We start from the raw sequence: 14664 nt of genomic DNA, 5'->3' as shown, positions 1-14664 counted from the left end.
GGCCGCTCCATGGAAGGACATCCCCTTTCTCAGCTGGTCGGGATAGTCGATCTGGCGGCCTGGCAGTTGGGAGCGCAGGCCCAGAGCTGGAACGGCAGGCCCCGGTGGCGTATCTCGCCCAGCCGTCGACCGCTCGCTCCCAGCGGCCGGGCGCAGAGGGCACAGTCCATGGCCATCTGCTGGCGGGGTCGGAGTCGGGCGAGATCCGGAAGGGGCGAGGGTGCCGTGGCCGGGATGCTCACTTGCCGCCCTCGGTGCGAAGTTCCGCCCAGACCTCTTTGCCCCAGGGGCGTCTGCCCGAGCCGTTCAGGTCGTAGCCCCACCGGTCGGCGACAGCATCGACGAGGAGCAGTCCGCGGCCCGACTCGTCGTCGTCAGCCGCCTGGCTGAGTATGGGCAGACGCGATGCTTCCCGGTCGACGATCCCGATACGCAGTCGTGTCGCGTCCGGCCGCCCAACCGTGAGGCGGACCTCGGGACACGGAGTGTGCCTGGAGGCGTTCGCGATCAGCTCCGTGACGATCAGCGCGGCACGGTCGGCGAGGCCGTCGAGATGCCACACACTGAGGAGGTCTCGGACGAGTTCGCGGCCGATCTCGGCCGTGGTCGGCTCGCACGGAAAGGTCTGGGTGTACGTGGGGTGGCCGACGGAGAGGGCCTCAACTGGTGTTCTCAGACTCGTCATTGGGGTGGAGCCTTCGTGTCGTCTCGGCGCCCGGCCCACCCCCGCGGGGGAACCTCAGGGGCGGGCCGGGCCGTCAACAGCCGCCCGCACGGTGCGGCGTAGAGGGCGACCGGTGCCCATACAACTCCCTTGCCCAGCAGATTGGTTAGGACGTTCAGAGGTTCAGCCGACGGACCGACCTAGGGCGTTTTGACCTCTGCTTTACCTGGCGGGTGGGGATCGCGCGGACTACCGTGCCCGCATGGACACCACCCGCAATACCGTTTTTGAGGCGTGGATGACCGAACACGGCTACAGCTCCAACAGCCTCGCCGAGGCCGTGAACAGGGCCATTGAGCGGTTGACCGGGCGCCCTGGAGGACTCGACGGCTCATCGGTCCGAGCATGGAAAGCGGGCCGGGTCACGTGGCCAAAGTCAGCCTCCCGTAAGGCCCTTGAGGACGTCAGCGGCCTGCCCGCCGTCGCTTTAGGGTTCGTGCCACGGGGCCGGCCTTCGTCCACCCCGGCCCCACCGCAGCAGGAGGACCCCGATATGAAGCGCCGTACCCTCGTCGGCAGCATCGCGGCGGCTGCCGCAGCAGCAGCCGCACCCGGCACCGCATCGCCGCGCCGCATCGGCATGAGCGACGTCAATCGCCTCAACAAGCGCTTCGCCGAGATCATCGCCAGCGACCACCGCCACGGCGGACAACTCGGTATCGAGCAGCGGGCCGCCTCCCTCGCCGACGAGGCACTCAACCTCCAGAACGCCGGCAGCGCCACCCAGCGCGTACGAAGCAACCTCTACGCCTCCGCAGCCGCCTTCCGCTCCTCCGCGATGTGGGCCGCCATCGACGGTCGGCGCTACGACGTGGCCAAGGCCCACATGCGCGAGGCCCAGGCCCTCGCCGAGATGTCCGGCGACCAGGCCATCAAGTTCCGCATCTGGAGTCACGCGGGCACCATGTACCGGCACCTGGGTCGGCCCGCCGACGCGTTCGCCGCCAACGACGTCGCCCGCAACCTGCACCTCACTCGCCGAGACCCCATGTTCGCCTCCCTCGGCCTGGCCCGCCAGGGCGCCATCCAAGGCACGGCGCAGGACCGCACCGGCACCCGCCGGGCGTTCGATCAGGCGCAGGACGCCATGCTGCGCGCCGACCCCGTCGACTACCGGCCGGTGTGGATGCTCGCCTTCTACGACCAGGCCGAACTGGACTCCCTGGCCCTCTCTGCGCACCTGGCGCTCGGCAACTACTCGACCGCCGAGTACCACGCCCACCGCTGCCTGTCCGCCCTGCGGCCCCACATGGTCCGATCCCGGGCCATCACCACGACCCGGCTCGCGCACGCCCAGCTCGCGCAGGGCGCCCCCGACGCCGCCACGGCCACCGCGATGAAGGTCCCCGCCGAAGCCGCCACCCAGCACGCCCGGGTCACGCGCATGCTGCAGGAGTTCGGAGCCGCACTGCGCGCCACCGCGCCGGGCATCTCCACCGTGCAGACCTGGACCGAGCACACCGCCACCTGGAGGATGGCCGCATGACCACGGCGCCCGCCATCGAACTGCGCACGTTCACGACTCTCGACACCGCCCGAGGCGACCTCCTCGACGTGTACGCCGAAGTCCGCGCCCCGCTCCTCCACTTGCCGAACTACGCGGTCACCGCCTTCGGCGAACGCCTGGACCGGCACGGCACCGAGCCAGGGTTCACGGCCGTCCTCGCGTATGCGGACGGGTATCCGGTCGGCTACGCCTACGGCAACACCATCGAGCACGGCGACCGCTACTGGCAGCGCACCAGCCCGACGCCGGCGGAGAAGTACACCGAGCGTCCGGCCGTGGCCCTGAAGGAGATCGGCGTCCGACTGGCCTGGCGGAAGACCGGCACGGCCCGGCGTATCCACGACGCCCTCCTCGCCACCCGCGACGAGCCGTACGTCACGCTCATGGTCAACCCGGGCGCTGGCGATGGAAGGGTCCACACGCTCTACAAGTCGTGGGGTTACGAGGACATCGGACAGAGCCAGCCGTCACCGGCCTCACCGCTCCTCACCGTGATGATCCGCGCCATCCACTGACCAGCCCAAAGACGGAACTGCCGGGGCACGTGGCCGAGCAACGGAACAACGAAGTCAGCCGGTGTTGTCAGTGGGGCAGTGCAGACTGGATGCCGTGACGACACCCGACGTCCGAGGGCTGGAGCAGCTTGAGCGCACCGTCCTGGACGACACCGCTTCTCTCGCGACCGCTCCCCTCCGCCAGTGCCTCATGCTCGCTGGCTACGCCCACCACGCGGAACTGCGTGCCTGGGCGTTGAAGGAGTTGGAAGGGTACACGGCGACGGATGAGCTGCCGCCGTACCGCAAAGTGCCAGCAGCACTCGAAGTCGCGGTGGATCTAAACCCCCCGGGCCAGATCATTCAGGGCAACACCCGGCGAATCAGCCCCCACCAACTTCCCCAGCACGCTCGTGATCGCGGTATCGGGGAGAGCGCACCGATCCGGCAAGGCGTCCGAGAACTAGCTCCCAGCTGTGCTCGCGTTGACGACGGCGTCGGGGAAGCTTGGAGCTGACGACGGCGTGATGTCAGTGGTGACGCCTAGGCTGGATGAGGCAAGTGTGTTGCACCGTCAGCTCCCTTTCTTTGATGTGCTCCGGGGGCGATCGGCCCGTTCGAATCTGAGGACAACCATGCAGCTCGCCGACCATTTCAATGAGTTCCTGCGCACCACGGTGAACCTGGGCCAAGTCAAGCTCGACCTTCTCGATACCAGGGTGGAGGCGATCTACCGGGCGCTGAAGGCGGACGAGGAAATCGGCTCGCTGATCCTGGGCAAGATTCCGCAGGGCTCATGGGCGCATCGCACGATCATCGACCCGGTCGGCGGGACGGAGTTCGATGCTGACGTGATGCTGCTGATGGCCGAGAACCCGGACTGGTCGCAGAGCCCCAAGACCTATATCGAGGAGGTGTACGCGGCCCTGCATCGGCACAGCATCTACAAAAACATGCCGCACTCGCGTAAGTGCCGATGCGTGCGGCTGGTCTACAGCAACTCCATGCACGTGGACATCGTTCCCTACGTGGTGCTGGTCGACGGCCGAGAGGTCATCGTCAACCGCGACGAGGACATCTGGGAGAACACCGACTCGCAGGGCTTCACCACTTGGATGCGCACTCAGGACCAGATCGCACAGGGGAATCTGCGCAAGGTCATCCGGTTGATGAAGTTCCTGCGCGATCACAAGGGATCGTTCACCGGGACGCGGTCGGTGATCCTGACGACGCTGCTCGGCAACCAAGTGCATGCCTACAAGAAGTTCTCCGATCCTGGCTACTACCGTGACGTGCCCACTGCGCTATTGCACATCGTCGGTGACCTGGACACCTATCTGCAGGCCAACGAGACCAAGCCCTCGGTCGCCGACCCCTCCGGGTCTGGGCTGACCTTCGACCACCGTTGGGAGCAGAACACGTACTCCTACTTCCGCGACCGCATCCATAAGCACGCCGCCGAGATCCACGACGCTTACCACGCCGAGGACAAGGACACGAGCCTACGGCTGTGGCAGGACCTTTTCGGCCCCGAGTTCAAGGCCCCGGCCACGGCAACCAGCAGCTCCAAGTTCCCGGTGGCTGCCGCCGCGGTCACCGCTGTCGCGCGGCCCGGTCGCGCCGGGTGAGCAGCGGAAAGAACCGACCCGCACCGACGGACTGGCAGAAAAGGGCCCTGGCCGAGCTGCGCGAGGCGGCGGCCGAACAGCCGGACGTGCTGCGTCTGGTGGGGGTTCCAGCCCGCGGCCAGAACGGTGTGGTCCGGGTGACGCTGCGGCTTCACACTGGGCCCTTGGCCACTGCTGACGGCGGCTTGGTTCTGCAGGAGCACGAGGAGTTCGTCCTGACCCTGCCGGCCTCACCGCTGTCCGCAACCACCGTCGAAGTCGAGCACTGGAGGTTCGCAGGCTACCCGCATGTCCTCCAGGGGCGCCGACTGTGCATCTTCCTGGATCCCGCCCGCGAGTGGGATCCGCTGCGCGGGGGCATGCGGGCGTATCTAAACCGGCTGTGGTCCTGGCTGAGCGACGCGGCAGCAGGCCAGTTCAACGCATCAAAGGCGATGTACCACGCCGTCGGCGGAGTGCCTCACCAGACGCCCGGAACCCCGACGCTGGTCGTACGCGTTCCCGGCCCCGATCAGAGAATCCAGACTGGCTACCTGACCGCGCGCACCGAGCAGCGCCTGGACCTGGCCTACAGCCCGCCCCCGGACGGCGGGGCCGTACGGGTACCAGTAGTCACTGTTGCAGGCGCACTGCCGCTCGGCGGCGGCTCCACCTTGGCCGAGTTGCTGACCTACGTGGACAACTCTCCGTTTGATCGCCAGCAGAGAAGCTCATCGCAGGTAATCGCCCAGTCTCCGGCGATCTTGACCACGCTCGCGGCCAGCGCGGTCCGCAATCCCGACGGCTCCCCGCAGTACCTGATCCTGGCGGTTCCGCACCCTGCAGGCGGCCCGCCCCATCTGTTGGGCGCACGTCTTCCCGCGCCTGCCGCGGACGCGCTAAGGCGCATGGCCCACGAGCAGGGTTCTGCGCTGAACATCGACGCCTCCCGGATCCGCTCGGACCTACTGATCGAGTGGTGTCCTGTGTCCGATGAACGGCCCGCCGTGACCACACGTCGCGACGTCGGGAGCCCCATCGGGGGCTTCTTCGGCAAACAGGTACACGTCTGGGGCTGCGGCGGTCTTGGCTCCTGGATCGCCGAGTTCGTCGTCCGTGCCGGCGCCTCACAGGTGACTGTGTGCGACCCCGGAACAGTCACTGGCGGACTGCTGGTGCGGCAGAACTACGTCGAGGCTGACGTCGGAGCCTCCAAGGCCCAGGCCCTGGCCCGACGGCTGCGAGCAGTCGATGACACCGTCGCGATCCACGTCCACGACGGCGCTCTGCCCGACGATGCAGCTCTGGCGACTGCCGAAGTCATTATCGACGCGACTGTCAGCATTGCTGTGGGCTACGTCCTGGGGCACCTCGCAGCTAGCGAGGGACCCCACCCGGTGCTGGCTCAGGTAGCCACCGACACCCGCACCGGCACCTTGGGCCTGCTGAGCGTCTCCGCGCCCACCACCGCGCAGGGGCCCAGCAGCATCGACTCTGCCGCCGGAAAGATCGTACTGGCCGACCCCGACCTGGAGCTCTATCACCGCCTGTGGCAGGACACCCCGGACGGCGATGAACTTGTACCGACCCGCGGCTGTTCGGTGCCGACCTTCCACGGGTCATCGGCCGACCTGGCCGCTGTCGCCGGAACACTGACCTCCTTCCTGGCGATGCACCTGACCACTCCCGGCTCAGGCACGCACCTGGTCGCGCTCCCTCACGCAGCCGGATCGCCCCATCACCGTTTCCTGCCCCACGACCCGGCACCGACCACGTCCTGACCCGTCCCACGTGCGCTGGAGGATTTCGCTGTATCACCAAGGCAAACGGGAACGCAGTAACTGGCTATCGGCTCGACAGCGTGTGCCAGATGTCAGGGAATCTCCAAGGCTCGTCGATATCCGCTCGGCGTGCGATCGTAGAGCACCAGCGCCGGGTGCACCTGACGGTCGCGTACCCGTCCCAGGCTTACCCCGGCCGAGAGCGGCACCGCGAACAGCACGTGCAGGCGCCGCACTTGCTTCGCGCTCGCCTCCAGATCCGCGAACAGGGACCGCAGCACCTCCTGGAACTGGGTCAAGGAAGCACGATTGCGCAACACGTCCGGCGCGGCAGCAACACCAACAGGGCTGATGCGGTACCGGCGCAGTCCGGCGAGCTGGTGTGGGACCTCCTCGGGCTGGATCGTGCCTGAGAGGTTTAGCACGAGCACCGCCTCATGCGCGGGCGGCTTGTCTACGTCGAGGTGGATCGCGAAGCCGACCATAGGCGCTGTCGAAGACCACGACCAGGACTCGTCCTCGCGGTGACGCTGATACACATCGGTGGGAACGGTGTCGTCCAGACGGGATCCGAGGTAGACAAGCAGTGGCAGCCGGGCGAAGCCGAAGACGCTCAAGTGCGCAACTTTGTCTCGGGCGATGCCGCGGTTGAGCTGGTTGTCGATGACCTCGTCGATGACAGCGATGGCTGCCCGGTAGTAGAGCGAGCCTCCAATCTCCTCGTCGGGGATGTCGCGCAGATCGATCGTCATCTCGCCAGCCACGTGGCGCAGGTCGATCTCCACACCGTGCCGCTCATAGGACTCCAGGAACAGCGGGAACCGGTCCCCAGAGGTGATCACCGCGGTAGCAGCGGTCTGCCGGGTCAGCTCGACTTCTTGGCCACGCACCCGGCCCACCATCCGCAGCACCGTGGTCGCCCGGTCGTCGCCCAGCCCGGTGACATGCTTTATGCGGTCCTCGTGAGCACGTTTGAGCGCGCGCAGCCGTTCCACGGTAAATACGTCCAGGGTGCCGGAAGCGTCGATCTCGTCGTGCTCGTCAGCGCAGACCAGCATCAAGTTGTCGGCAGTGTCGCGCTCCACCAAGTCGTGTTTACCTCGCGGGGAGCCTGCGGTCTCTTGTTGGCCCACGATGTGTGCCAACTCCCCCTGCCGCACGGTGCGGCCCGTCATCCCACCGTCGAGCAGGTACCTGTTGCAGATCGCGCACCGGCCACCACTGCGCACCCACACCTCCAAGCGCACAGGCGCTGGGATAGCTCGTCTCCCGCCGCCCTGCCCGCCAGCCTTCTTCGCCATACCTTGTCTCCCGTCTCGGAGCGCGTCCGCCGGAACCATTGTGCGTTCCCGTCTACGACCAGGCCGAGCTGGACTCCATGGCCCCGTCCGCCTACTTGGCACCCGGCGACTACCCGACCGCCGAGTACCACGGCCACCGCTGTCTGTCCGCTCTCCGGCCCCACATGGTCCGGTCCCGGGCCATCACTACGACCCGGCTCGCACACACCCAGCTCGCCCCGACGCCGCAACGACCACCGCAATGAAGGTCCCCACCGACGCAGCTGCCGGGTTCATCCGAAGCCCGGTGGAAGCAGGACGCGTGGACACGGCTGGGGAGCAGTCTGCTGATCGTCACGGCGGTGCTCGGCACGACGTGGGGAACGGTGGACGATCTGATCTCGGGCGCGGAGTACCACGTGCTGCGCCCCGCGGGGCCGGAGGGCTGCACGGTCGTGGTGCGGGAGACGTCCTTCCTCGTGATCGGCAATGGCGAGGCGTACGCGGTGGGGGCCACCGGCCTGGCCCTGGGCGAGTCGGGATCCTGGGTGGTCGACGATGGTTACCGGCCCTTCGACGCAGGCACGTACGAGTTGGACTGGGGCCGGGACGGCGGTCTGCTGCGGGTCAGCGGTACGGGCACCGATCCGGTGGTCAGCGGGGGACTGACCGACATCGGCTGCGGGTGGTGAGGCGGGTCCCCTCACCGGCTGTCTGTCACAAGACCTGCCCGTGGGCGCGGGTGACCGGAAGCGATGCCGCGGGCAGACGGTGGCGTGGCACGAGGGCCCCGGCCGCGTGCCCGCCGGGATGGCGTGTCAGAGCACGGCCAGCCGGTCCGCCAGCAGCTCCACCCTCTGCTCGGTGTCCTCCGGCGGCAGCCGTCCGGCTCGGGTCAGGGTGGCCAGTCCGTGCAGGGCCGCCCAGAAGACCTCGGTGAACAGTCCCGGGTGGACCCCGTCCCCGGCGACCTCGTCGAGGTTCTCCAGCAGCGCGGCGAAGGCGTCCTTCAGGGGCTCCGGGGTGTCCTCGTGTGCGAAAGCCAGGCCGCCGTCGAGCCGGAACATGGCGTCGTAGACCGCCGGATTGCGTTCGGCGAAGTCGAGATAGGCGCGGGCCAGGGCGGAGACCCGGGCGCGCGGGCCGTTCGCGGTGCGGGTCGCGGCTCTCAGCGCCGCGGCCATCTCGGCGGCGCCTTCGAGGGCGACGGCGCCGATGATCTCCCGCTTGCCGCGGAAGTGGCTGTAGAGGACGGGCTGGCTGTACTCGATGCGTTCGGCAAGCCGGCGCGTCGTGACCGCGTCCCAGCCCTGCTGCTCGGCGAGTTCGCGGGCTGTCGCCACGATGAGGCGTTCGCGGCCCGCCCGTTCGCGCTCCTTGCGCTCCTGTACCGACATGACTCAGATCCTAGCATCGCTAGACAATCGAGCGGCAGCAGCGCTAGCGTTGCCTCATTCGCTAGCGATGCTAGAAACCAGGAGGGCTCATCATGCTCAACGCACTCGAGGTGTTCACCACCGTGGTCGTCGGCGTGATGGTGGGGGTGGAGTTCTCCGTCTCCTTCGTCGTCAACCCGATCCTCAACGCGCTTCCCGACGACAGTGGCCAACTCGGCCGCGCCCACGGGGGCCGCATGCTCGGCGCCGTGATGCCGGTCTGGTACATCACCTCGCTCGTCCTCGTCGCGGTCTGGGCCATCGCCGGATGGCACCACCGCGGCACCGGCCTCGTCGTCACCGCCGGCGCGCTGCTGGCCCTCAGCGTGATCATGTCGATCCTGCTGCTCGTCCCGATCAACAACCGGGGCAAGACGTGGACCCCCGAAAACCGGCCAGCCGACTGGAAACAGCAGATGAACCGCTGGGACCGCCTCCACTACGTCCGCGTCGCCGTCATCATCGCCGCCTTCGCCCTGCTGGTCGCCGCCCTCACCTGACCCCGCTGGCCGGCACCGCGCACCCGGCGCACCATCCCCACTCCCCGGCACTCCCCCGGCGGCAGCGTGCCAACTACGCCCGGTGGATGTTCCTCGACGACGCGGCGCGGTCGCTGTTCGTCGATGGGAGGACCAGGCCCGCGTCGCCGTGGAGAACCTCCGTCTGGAGGCGGGGACCGATCCCGCCGAACGGGCGGTGATCGACGTGATCGCCGAACTGCGCGATTCCGGCCCGGAGTTCGTCCTGTGGTGGGACGAGCACCGCGTCCATCAGCGGACGTACGGCTCCAAGCGGCTGCGCCATCCCGTTGTCGGAGACCCCACCGTCGAGTACGAGACTCTGACGCTGCCCGGGGACCCCGATACAACGCTGTTCGTCTACTCGGCCGAGGCGAACTCGCCGCCGCAGCGGGCCCTGGGCCTTCTTGCCAGCTGGTCACTGACCGGTGACAGCGCTTGACCGGGTGAGGGTGATCTGCCGCCGCACTAGGGATGCTTGGCCTTCATGTGCAGAGGAATGGGAACGGACGGCGAGACATGGACGGCATACCGCGCGGAACCACTGCCGGCGGGCGGCACCAGGACGCGGCCGCGGGAAGTGTGCGGCCTCTGACGGCCGTGCTGCTGATGCTGGGGTTCGCGCTGCTGTCGGGCGCGTTCTCGGTCCTGGTCATGCTTCCGGCGGCCCAGCACCTGCGCTCCTTCCAGGACGGCGAGCAAACCTCCGCGACGCTGCACACGGAGGGCTCATGCATGATCGGCCAGTGCAAGGTCGAGTTCCGGGCCGGCGGACGGACCGTGGTGGCGGACCTGCCGGTGGGCAGCGGGGGCGGCAAGAGCTCCGTCGGAGCCCGGATGACCGTCCGCTACCACGTGAACGATCCACGGGTGGCCGTGCGGGACGGCGATGTCGGGGGCGGCGGGGCGGCCGTGCTGGCGGTGATGTCGGGCGGAACGGCCCTGCTCTTCCTGGTGATGTCGGCTGTGGCACCGGTCTACGCGTTGCGGCAGCGGCGGGCGGACCCTGTAGCCGGCGTGACGTCCCCTGAGGGTGGGCCGGCCGGTCCGGCGAGCCCGTGAGGGCCTGCCCTGCCCCGCTCACGGTGGGACTTCGGCACGCCGCGAGCCCGGGAGTGCGGCCGTCAGCCTCTGCCCCGGCCAAACGCACCGCGTCCGCCCCGGCCAGAGGCACCGCGTCTGCGCCGGCCAACGGCACCGCGCCTGCGCCCCAGCGGTGTCGCTTGCTCGCCCTTCAGGCCCATGAACTGGTCGCGGGTGTCCCGCTCCAGCGACGCCGGCAGAGCACTGCCGAAGTGGTCGGCCAGGACGGTGCCCACGCGTCACGGGGGAACTTCACGGGCCCGGATCCGCGGGCTTGGAGCAGGCTCCGGGCGCAGACGGTCGTGGAAGCCTGCGCCCGGAGCGGGCCGTCAAGGAAGCCTGCGCCGCAGCACCCAGAACGCGGCGGCCACCGCGGCGGCAGCCAGGGCCAGGGCGATGCCGGTCTCGACCAGTTGGATCGGCCAGTAGTGCGAGGTCGGGTGAATCCTCGCGTAGAAGTCGACCGCCCCGTGATCCGACAGGCACGTACCGAGGTCGCCGGGCACGGCCTGGTCGCTGCAGTCGAGACCGCTGACACGCTCCCCGGACTCCATGATCATCCCGAACTCGAGCTGATCGACATGGTTGAGTGCCGAGTCCCATGGGCCTCGCACCTCACTCGCCGGCCAGAGAGAAGACCGGAATCTGTCGCCCAGGTGGTACGCCAACCCGATGCCGGCCAGGGCCAGACCCATCGCGGGGAGGGTGCGCCGCGTGAGCAATGCCGCCGGCGCACCGAGCGCCAGTCCGAGCAGAACGTACGCCGGGCCCACTGATCCGGCGGCGTGGAAGTATTCGCTGTTCCACCGGTTGACCCCGCCGTCGGGACCTGCCCCCCACACCCACCGGAACATCAAGGTCAGCGCCGTCGTACCACCGAGGAGCGCCACCACCGGGACAGCCAGCTTCGCAGCGAGCCAGCGGGCCGGGGACACGGACTGGGTCCACGCCAAGGTGGCGGTGCCGTGTTCCAGTTCGCGGCCGATCAGCACTGCGCCGGCGCAGGCGGCGATGCCGCACGGCAGCCAGGCGAGGAGCTTGGCGGACTGGTGTTCAGAACCCCAATAGCGCATCTCCGTGGCGCATTCCGGCATCCCTGTGCCACCACAGGCGCCATACGAAGCAGCTTCCTGCCCCAGCGCGTAGAGCCAGGTCAGCCCGCCGGCCCCGGCGATGACCAGCACCGTCCAGACCCACAGCGGCACCCGGTGCAGCCGCAGTACCGCCCGGGTCGGGCCGTGGCGCGGGGAGTGCGAGAGAGTTGTCATGCGACAGCCTCCTGGCTCGGTGCGGGCGAGGCGCTCTCCGTGAACAGGGCGGGAGCGCCGGGGTTGCGCAGATGGGCCAGGACCAGCTCTTCCATGGAGGGCTGTTCGACCAGCCATGAGGCCGTATCGACCGGGCCCTGCGGGCGCACCAGCGCGGTGTGGCCGCGACCGGTCGCGCCGGACTCCACGACGGTGTGCGGCGCGAAGTCGGGTGAGGTGCCGGTGAGGCGGGCGTGCGCGGTCACGACGTCATCGCTTTCGCCGGCCAGCCTGACCTGCCCGCTGCCGAGCAGCAGGAGATAGTCGCAGGCGCCTTCCAGTTCGGCGAGGACATGGGAGGACATGACCACGCTGGTGCCGTGCTCGACGGCCGCGGCCAGCAGGACGCCCATCAACTGGTGGCGAGCGAGCGGGTCCAGGTCCGTCATCGGCTCGTCCAGCAGCAGCAGTTCGGCGCGCTTGCCCAGGGCCAGCGCGAGGGCGACTCGGGTGCGCCGGCCCCCGGAGAGGGTGCGGATCCTGGCCTCCGGATCCAGACCGGCGCCGTACGCGACGCGTTCCGCGGCCTCGTGATCCCAGCGCCCCGGGTTGAGCTCGGCGCCCAGCCGGAGCGTGGCCGCCACGGTGAGCTGCGGATACAGGGGACGAGTCTGCGCCACGTAGCCGATCCGCGGCCGGGACCCGGCCGGGTCGGCCCCGAGCACCCGCAGCGTCCCCCGCGTCGGGCGGAGCATCCCTGCCGCGAGTGCCAGCAGCGTGGACTTGCCGGCGCCGTTCGGGCCGACCAGTGCGCAGATCCGGCCGGCGGGCAGCCGGAAGGAGCAGTCCCGCAGAACCGGATCGCGGCGGCGGCCGTACCGCATGACGAGCCCTCGCGCTTCCAGCGCAGCTGGTTCCTGGCTCATTGCTCTCCCTCGGTGAACTCCTGCTCCAGAGCGGAGCTGAACAGTGCGGCGACGTCCTCACGAGCGAGCCCCCCCGTGCGGGCTCGCTTCATCCAGTCGGCCAGCTCATCGGCGAGCGGCGACTGAGCCACCGCCGCCCCCAGCGACTTCCGCACAAACGTGCCGAGGCCGCGTCGCGCCTCCACCAGGCCCTCGCGCTCCAGTTCGCGATAGGCCTTGAGCACGGTGTTGGGGTTGATGGCGGTTGCCTCGACGACCTCGCGGGCGGTGGGCAGCCGATCGCCCGGTTCGAGCAGGCCCAGCCGCAAGGCCCGCTTCGTCTGCTGGACGATCTGCAGGTAGGTGGCCACGCCGGTCCCCCGGTCGATCCGGTATTCGATCACTACAAACCCCCTTTCACTAATTAAGTAGTGAAAGCATGGCGGCGCACCGGAGTCCACGTCAAGTCACAGTGAGCATGGGCCTGTGAGGCGATCGCCGGACTGCACCCCGTTGCGCCCTACGGGGAGCGATCAGCCGAGCCGGACGCCCCCGGGCTCGTCCAGGCTCACCCCGTCCGTCAGCCTTTCGTCGAGGAGTTCCCGCAGGGCGTGGGCCACACCGCGGCCCACCTGCGGCGGAATGGAGCCAGGCCCATGGCCTGTGCGCAGCCGGGCTCCGCCGCGGCCCGGACGCCGGCCTCCACCCGGTGGCCCTCACCCCGAGTGCGCCGGGCGGCCCTCCACCGCCCGCGTGCCGCGGCGCCACACGGTGCGGATGTTCAGGGTGTCGGAGATGGTGGTGGTGGGATCACCGTCCACCAGGAGCAGGTCGGCCCGCAGGCCCTCGGCGATGCGGCCGCGGTCCTCCAAGGCGAAGCACCGCGCCGGGATGCCGGTCGCCGCGCGCAGCGCCTCCAGGGGCGCCATGCCGGCCCGGACGAGGTACTGCAACTCGTGGTGGACGCTGGCGCCATGAGCGACACCGCCCAGGAACGCCAGCGGATAGGACGCGTCGCTGCCGGCGAGGATGTCCACGCCGGCCTCGTGAAGTGCCCCGACGGAGGCCAGTACGTCGTCGAGCTCGCCCTGGCGGTAGTGGCCGAAACTGCTGCGCAAGGTGGTCAGCCACTCCTGGTCCAGGCGGGAGTTCACCCGGGGGTCGTCGGCGAGACCGGCACCGGTGATGCCCATCATGGAGGCGTTGAGGACCACACAGGGGATGACGAACACACCCGATTCGGCGATGAGTTCGATGATCTCCTCGGTGTGCGGCCGGTCCATGAACACATGGGTGAGGCCGTCGATGCCGGCCTCGATCGCCATCCGCGTCGCGTCCAGGGTGAGGGCGTGGGCGACGGTCAGCATCCCGTGCCGGTGGGCCGCGGCGACTCCGGCCTCCAGCGTGGGCCGGTCAAGCACGGGCAGGCCGGGGTGGCCCTCGACCGTGCCGTCGTCGATCATGAACTTGATGTAGTCCGACCCCGCCTCGACGAGCCGCGGGACGGCCTCGGCCGCTTCCTCGGGAGTGGTGCACAGCGGCTTCACCGGCGGTGCGGCGGAAGGCCCCGCGCCGTCCGCTCCCGGCGGGGGTCCCGGCCGGAAGCCCTCGGGGAACAGTTCGTCGGGGTGTCCGCCGGGCGGGGTGATGCCGAATCCGGACGAGCGCACGTCGGCGACCGTGTCGTCGCCCGCGATGTGCGCCCGGTTGTCCCGGGTGTGGGTGCCCTGCATCTCCAGCTCGGTGGTGACGCCGAACCGCAGCGCCACGGCGAGGGCCGGTGCGGAGGTGTGCACATGGGCGTCGACGAGGCCGGGCAGCAGCGTCCCGCCGCCGGCGTCCACGATGTCCGCGCCCTCGGGAACCGCCCCTCCGACAGCGGTGATCCGGGCTCCGTCGATGACGACGGTGGTCTGCGGCAGCACACACTCACCGTCGAAGACGCGGGCGTTGACGATGGCGGTCGTGGTCATGGCCGTTCCCCCTGTTCCGTATGCGGACCGGCTTCGGTGGGACGCCCCCTCGATGCCTTCCTGCAACTATATGCATTAGAGCACGCATATGCATAACTTCGGGCATCTG

At 69.2% G+C, this 14664-nt stretch carries 16 protein-coding genes and 1 pseudogene; 10 read left to right on the top strand and 7 right to left on the bottom strand.

Translation table 11 applies throughout. The features are described from left to right. Positions 1-238 precede the first annotated feature (238 nt). Complete coding sequence (locus E4N63_RS18775; RefSeq protein WP_230241241.1) at positions 239-685, bottom strand: ATP-binding protein; 447 nt, start codon at positions 683-685, stop codon at positions 239-241. Between the two features lie 241 nt (positions 686-926). Here E4N63_RS18775 and E4N63_RS18770 point away from each other — a divergent pair, with 241 nt between their 5' ends. The 5 genes from E4N63_RS18770 to E4N63_RS18750 all read left to right on the top strand — a co-directional run bounded on the left by E4N63_RS18770 (position 927) and on the right by E4N63_RS18750 (position 6113). Beyond that, a complete protein-coding gene (locus E4N63_RS18770; RefSeq protein WP_230241240.1) occupies positions 927-2210 on the top strand; it encodes an XRE family transcriptional regulator in 1284 nt (427 codons plus the stop codon). Continuing rightward, positions 2207-2746: a GNAT family N-acetyltransferase gene (locus E4N63_RS18765; RefSeq protein ID WP_230241239.1), complete on the top strand. Its 540-nt coding sequence runs from the start codon at positions 2207-2209 to the stop codon at positions 2744-2746. The genes E4N63_RS18770 and E4N63_RS18765 overlap by 4 nt, the downstream gene beginning before the upstream one ends. A gap of 94 nt (positions 2747-2840) precedes the next feature. After that, positions 2841-3242 (top strand): hypothetical protein, encoded by a 402-nt coding sequence (locus E4N63_RS18760; protein ID WP_230241238.1) that lies wholly within the window; start codon positions 2841-2843, stop codon positions 3240-3242. Positions 3243-3360: 118 nt separating this feature from the next. Further along, positions 3361-4353, top strand: a complete 993-nt coding sequence (locus E4N63_RS18755) for a cyclic GMP-AMP synthase DncV-like nucleotidyltransferase (RefSeq protein WP_230241237.1) — start codon at positions 3361-3363, stop codon at positions 4351-4353. Continuing rightward, the gene (locus E4N63_RS18750) at positions 4350-6113 is read left to right on the top strand and encodes a ThiF family adenylyltransferase (RefSeq protein ID WP_230241236.1); all 1764 of its coding nucleotides are present in this window, start codon (positions 4350-4352) and stop codon (positions 6111-6113) included. Before E4N63_RS18755 ends, E4N63_RS18750 begins: the two co-directional genes overlap by 4 nt. A gap of 92 nt (positions 6114-6205) precedes the next feature. On the opposite strand, the gene E4N63_RS18745 is transcribed toward E4N63_RS18750, so the two are convergent. Continuing rightward, complete coding sequence (locus E4N63_RS18745) at positions 6206-7198, bottom strand: SAVED domain-containing protein (RefSeq protein WP_230241235.1); 993 nt, start codon at positions 7196-7198, stop codon at positions 6206-6208. Positions 7199-7467: 269 nt separating this feature from the next. Between E4N63_RS18745 and E4N63_RS18740 the strand changes: the two are divergent. Together E4N63_RS18740 and E4N63_RS18735 are read left to right on the top strand one after the other, a co-directional pair. Further along, positions 7468-7694 (top strand): annotated as a pseudogene (locus tag E4N63_RS18740) (hypothetical protein); the annotation flags it as partial. A 61-nt stretch (positions 7695-7755) separates the two neighbouring features. After that, complete coding sequence (locus E4N63_RS18735; RefSeq protein ID WP_230241234.1) at positions 7756-8085, top strand: hypothetical protein; 330 nt, start codon at positions 7756-7758, stop codon at positions 8083-8085. Between the two features lie 126 nt (positions 8086-8211). On the opposite strand, the gene E4N63_RS18730 is transcribed toward E4N63_RS18735, so the two are convergent. After that, complete coding sequence (locus E4N63_RS18730) at positions 8212-8790, bottom strand: TetR/AcrR family transcriptional regulator (RefSeq protein WP_230241233.1); 579 nt, start codon at positions 8788-8790, stop codon at positions 8212-8214. Positions 8791-8882: 92 nt separating this feature from the next. Here E4N63_RS18730 and E4N63_RS18725 point away from each other — a divergent pair, with 92 nt between their 5' ends. The 3 genes from E4N63_RS18725 (at position 8883) to E4N63_RS18715 (ending at position 10409) form a co-directional block, all read left to right on the top strand. After that, the gene (locus E4N63_RS18725) at positions 8883-9329 is read left to right on the top strand and encodes a DUF1772 domain-containing protein (protein WP_125623316.1); all 447 of its coding nucleotides are present in this window, start codon (positions 8883-8885) and stop codon (positions 9327-9329) included. 148 nt (positions 9330-9477) lie between these two features. Next, positions 9478-9789 carry a hypothetical protein gene (locus E4N63_RS18720; RefSeq protein ID WP_308188713.1) on the top strand — a complete coding sequence of 104 codons (312 nt, stop codon included), beginning with the start codon at positions 9478-9480 and terminating at the stop codon, positions 9787-9789. Between the two features lie 140 nt (positions 9790-9929). Continuing rightward, complete coding sequence (locus E4N63_RS18715) at positions 9930-10409, top strand: hypothetical protein (protein ID WP_230241232.1); 480 nt, start codon at positions 9930-9932, stop codon at positions 10407-10409. 350 nt (positions 10410-10759) lie between these two features. Here the strand turns inward: E4N63_RS18715 and E4N63_RS18710 are convergent, their stop codons facing one another. The 4 genes from E4N63_RS18710 to E4N63_RS18695 all read right to left on the bottom strand — a co-directional run bounded on the left by E4N63_RS18710 (position 10760) and on the right by E4N63_RS18695 (position 14555). Beyond that, positions 10760-11698 carry an ABC transporter permease gene (locus E4N63_RS18710; RefSeq protein ID WP_230241231.1) on the bottom strand — a complete coding sequence of 313 codons (939 nt, stop codon included), beginning with the start codon at positions 11696-11698 and terminating at the stop codon, positions 10760-10762. Further along, complete coding sequence (locus E4N63_RS18705; RefSeq protein WP_230241230.1) at positions 11695-12603, bottom strand: ABC transporter ATP-binding protein; 909 nt, start codon at positions 12601-12603, stop codon at positions 11695-11697. The genes E4N63_RS18710 and E4N63_RS18705 overlap by 4 nt, the downstream gene beginning before the upstream one ends. Continuing rightward, complete coding sequence (locus E4N63_RS18700) at positions 12600-12986, bottom strand: GntR family transcriptional regulator (RefSeq protein WP_125623312.1); 387 nt, start codon at positions 12984-12986, stop codon at positions 12600-12602. The genes E4N63_RS18705 and E4N63_RS18700 overlap by 4 nt, the downstream gene beginning before the upstream one ends. Before the next feature lie 312 nt (positions 12987-13298). After that, complete coding sequence (locus E4N63_RS18695; RefSeq protein WP_230241229.1) at positions 13299-14555, bottom strand: amidohydrolase family protein; 1257 nt, start codon at positions 14553-14555, stop codon at positions 13299-13301. Positions 14556-14664 lie beyond the last annotated feature (109 nt).

Origin of the sequence: Streptomyces sp. MNU89 (assembly GCF_020982505.1) — a bacterium.
Lineage (GTDB): Bacteria > Actinomycetota > Actinomycetes > Streptomycetales > Streptomycetaceae > Streptomyces > Streptomyces xinghaiensis.
The sequence above is the reverse complement of the archived record's forward strand: the minus strand, read 5'-3'. Positions and strand labels throughout refer to the sequence as shown.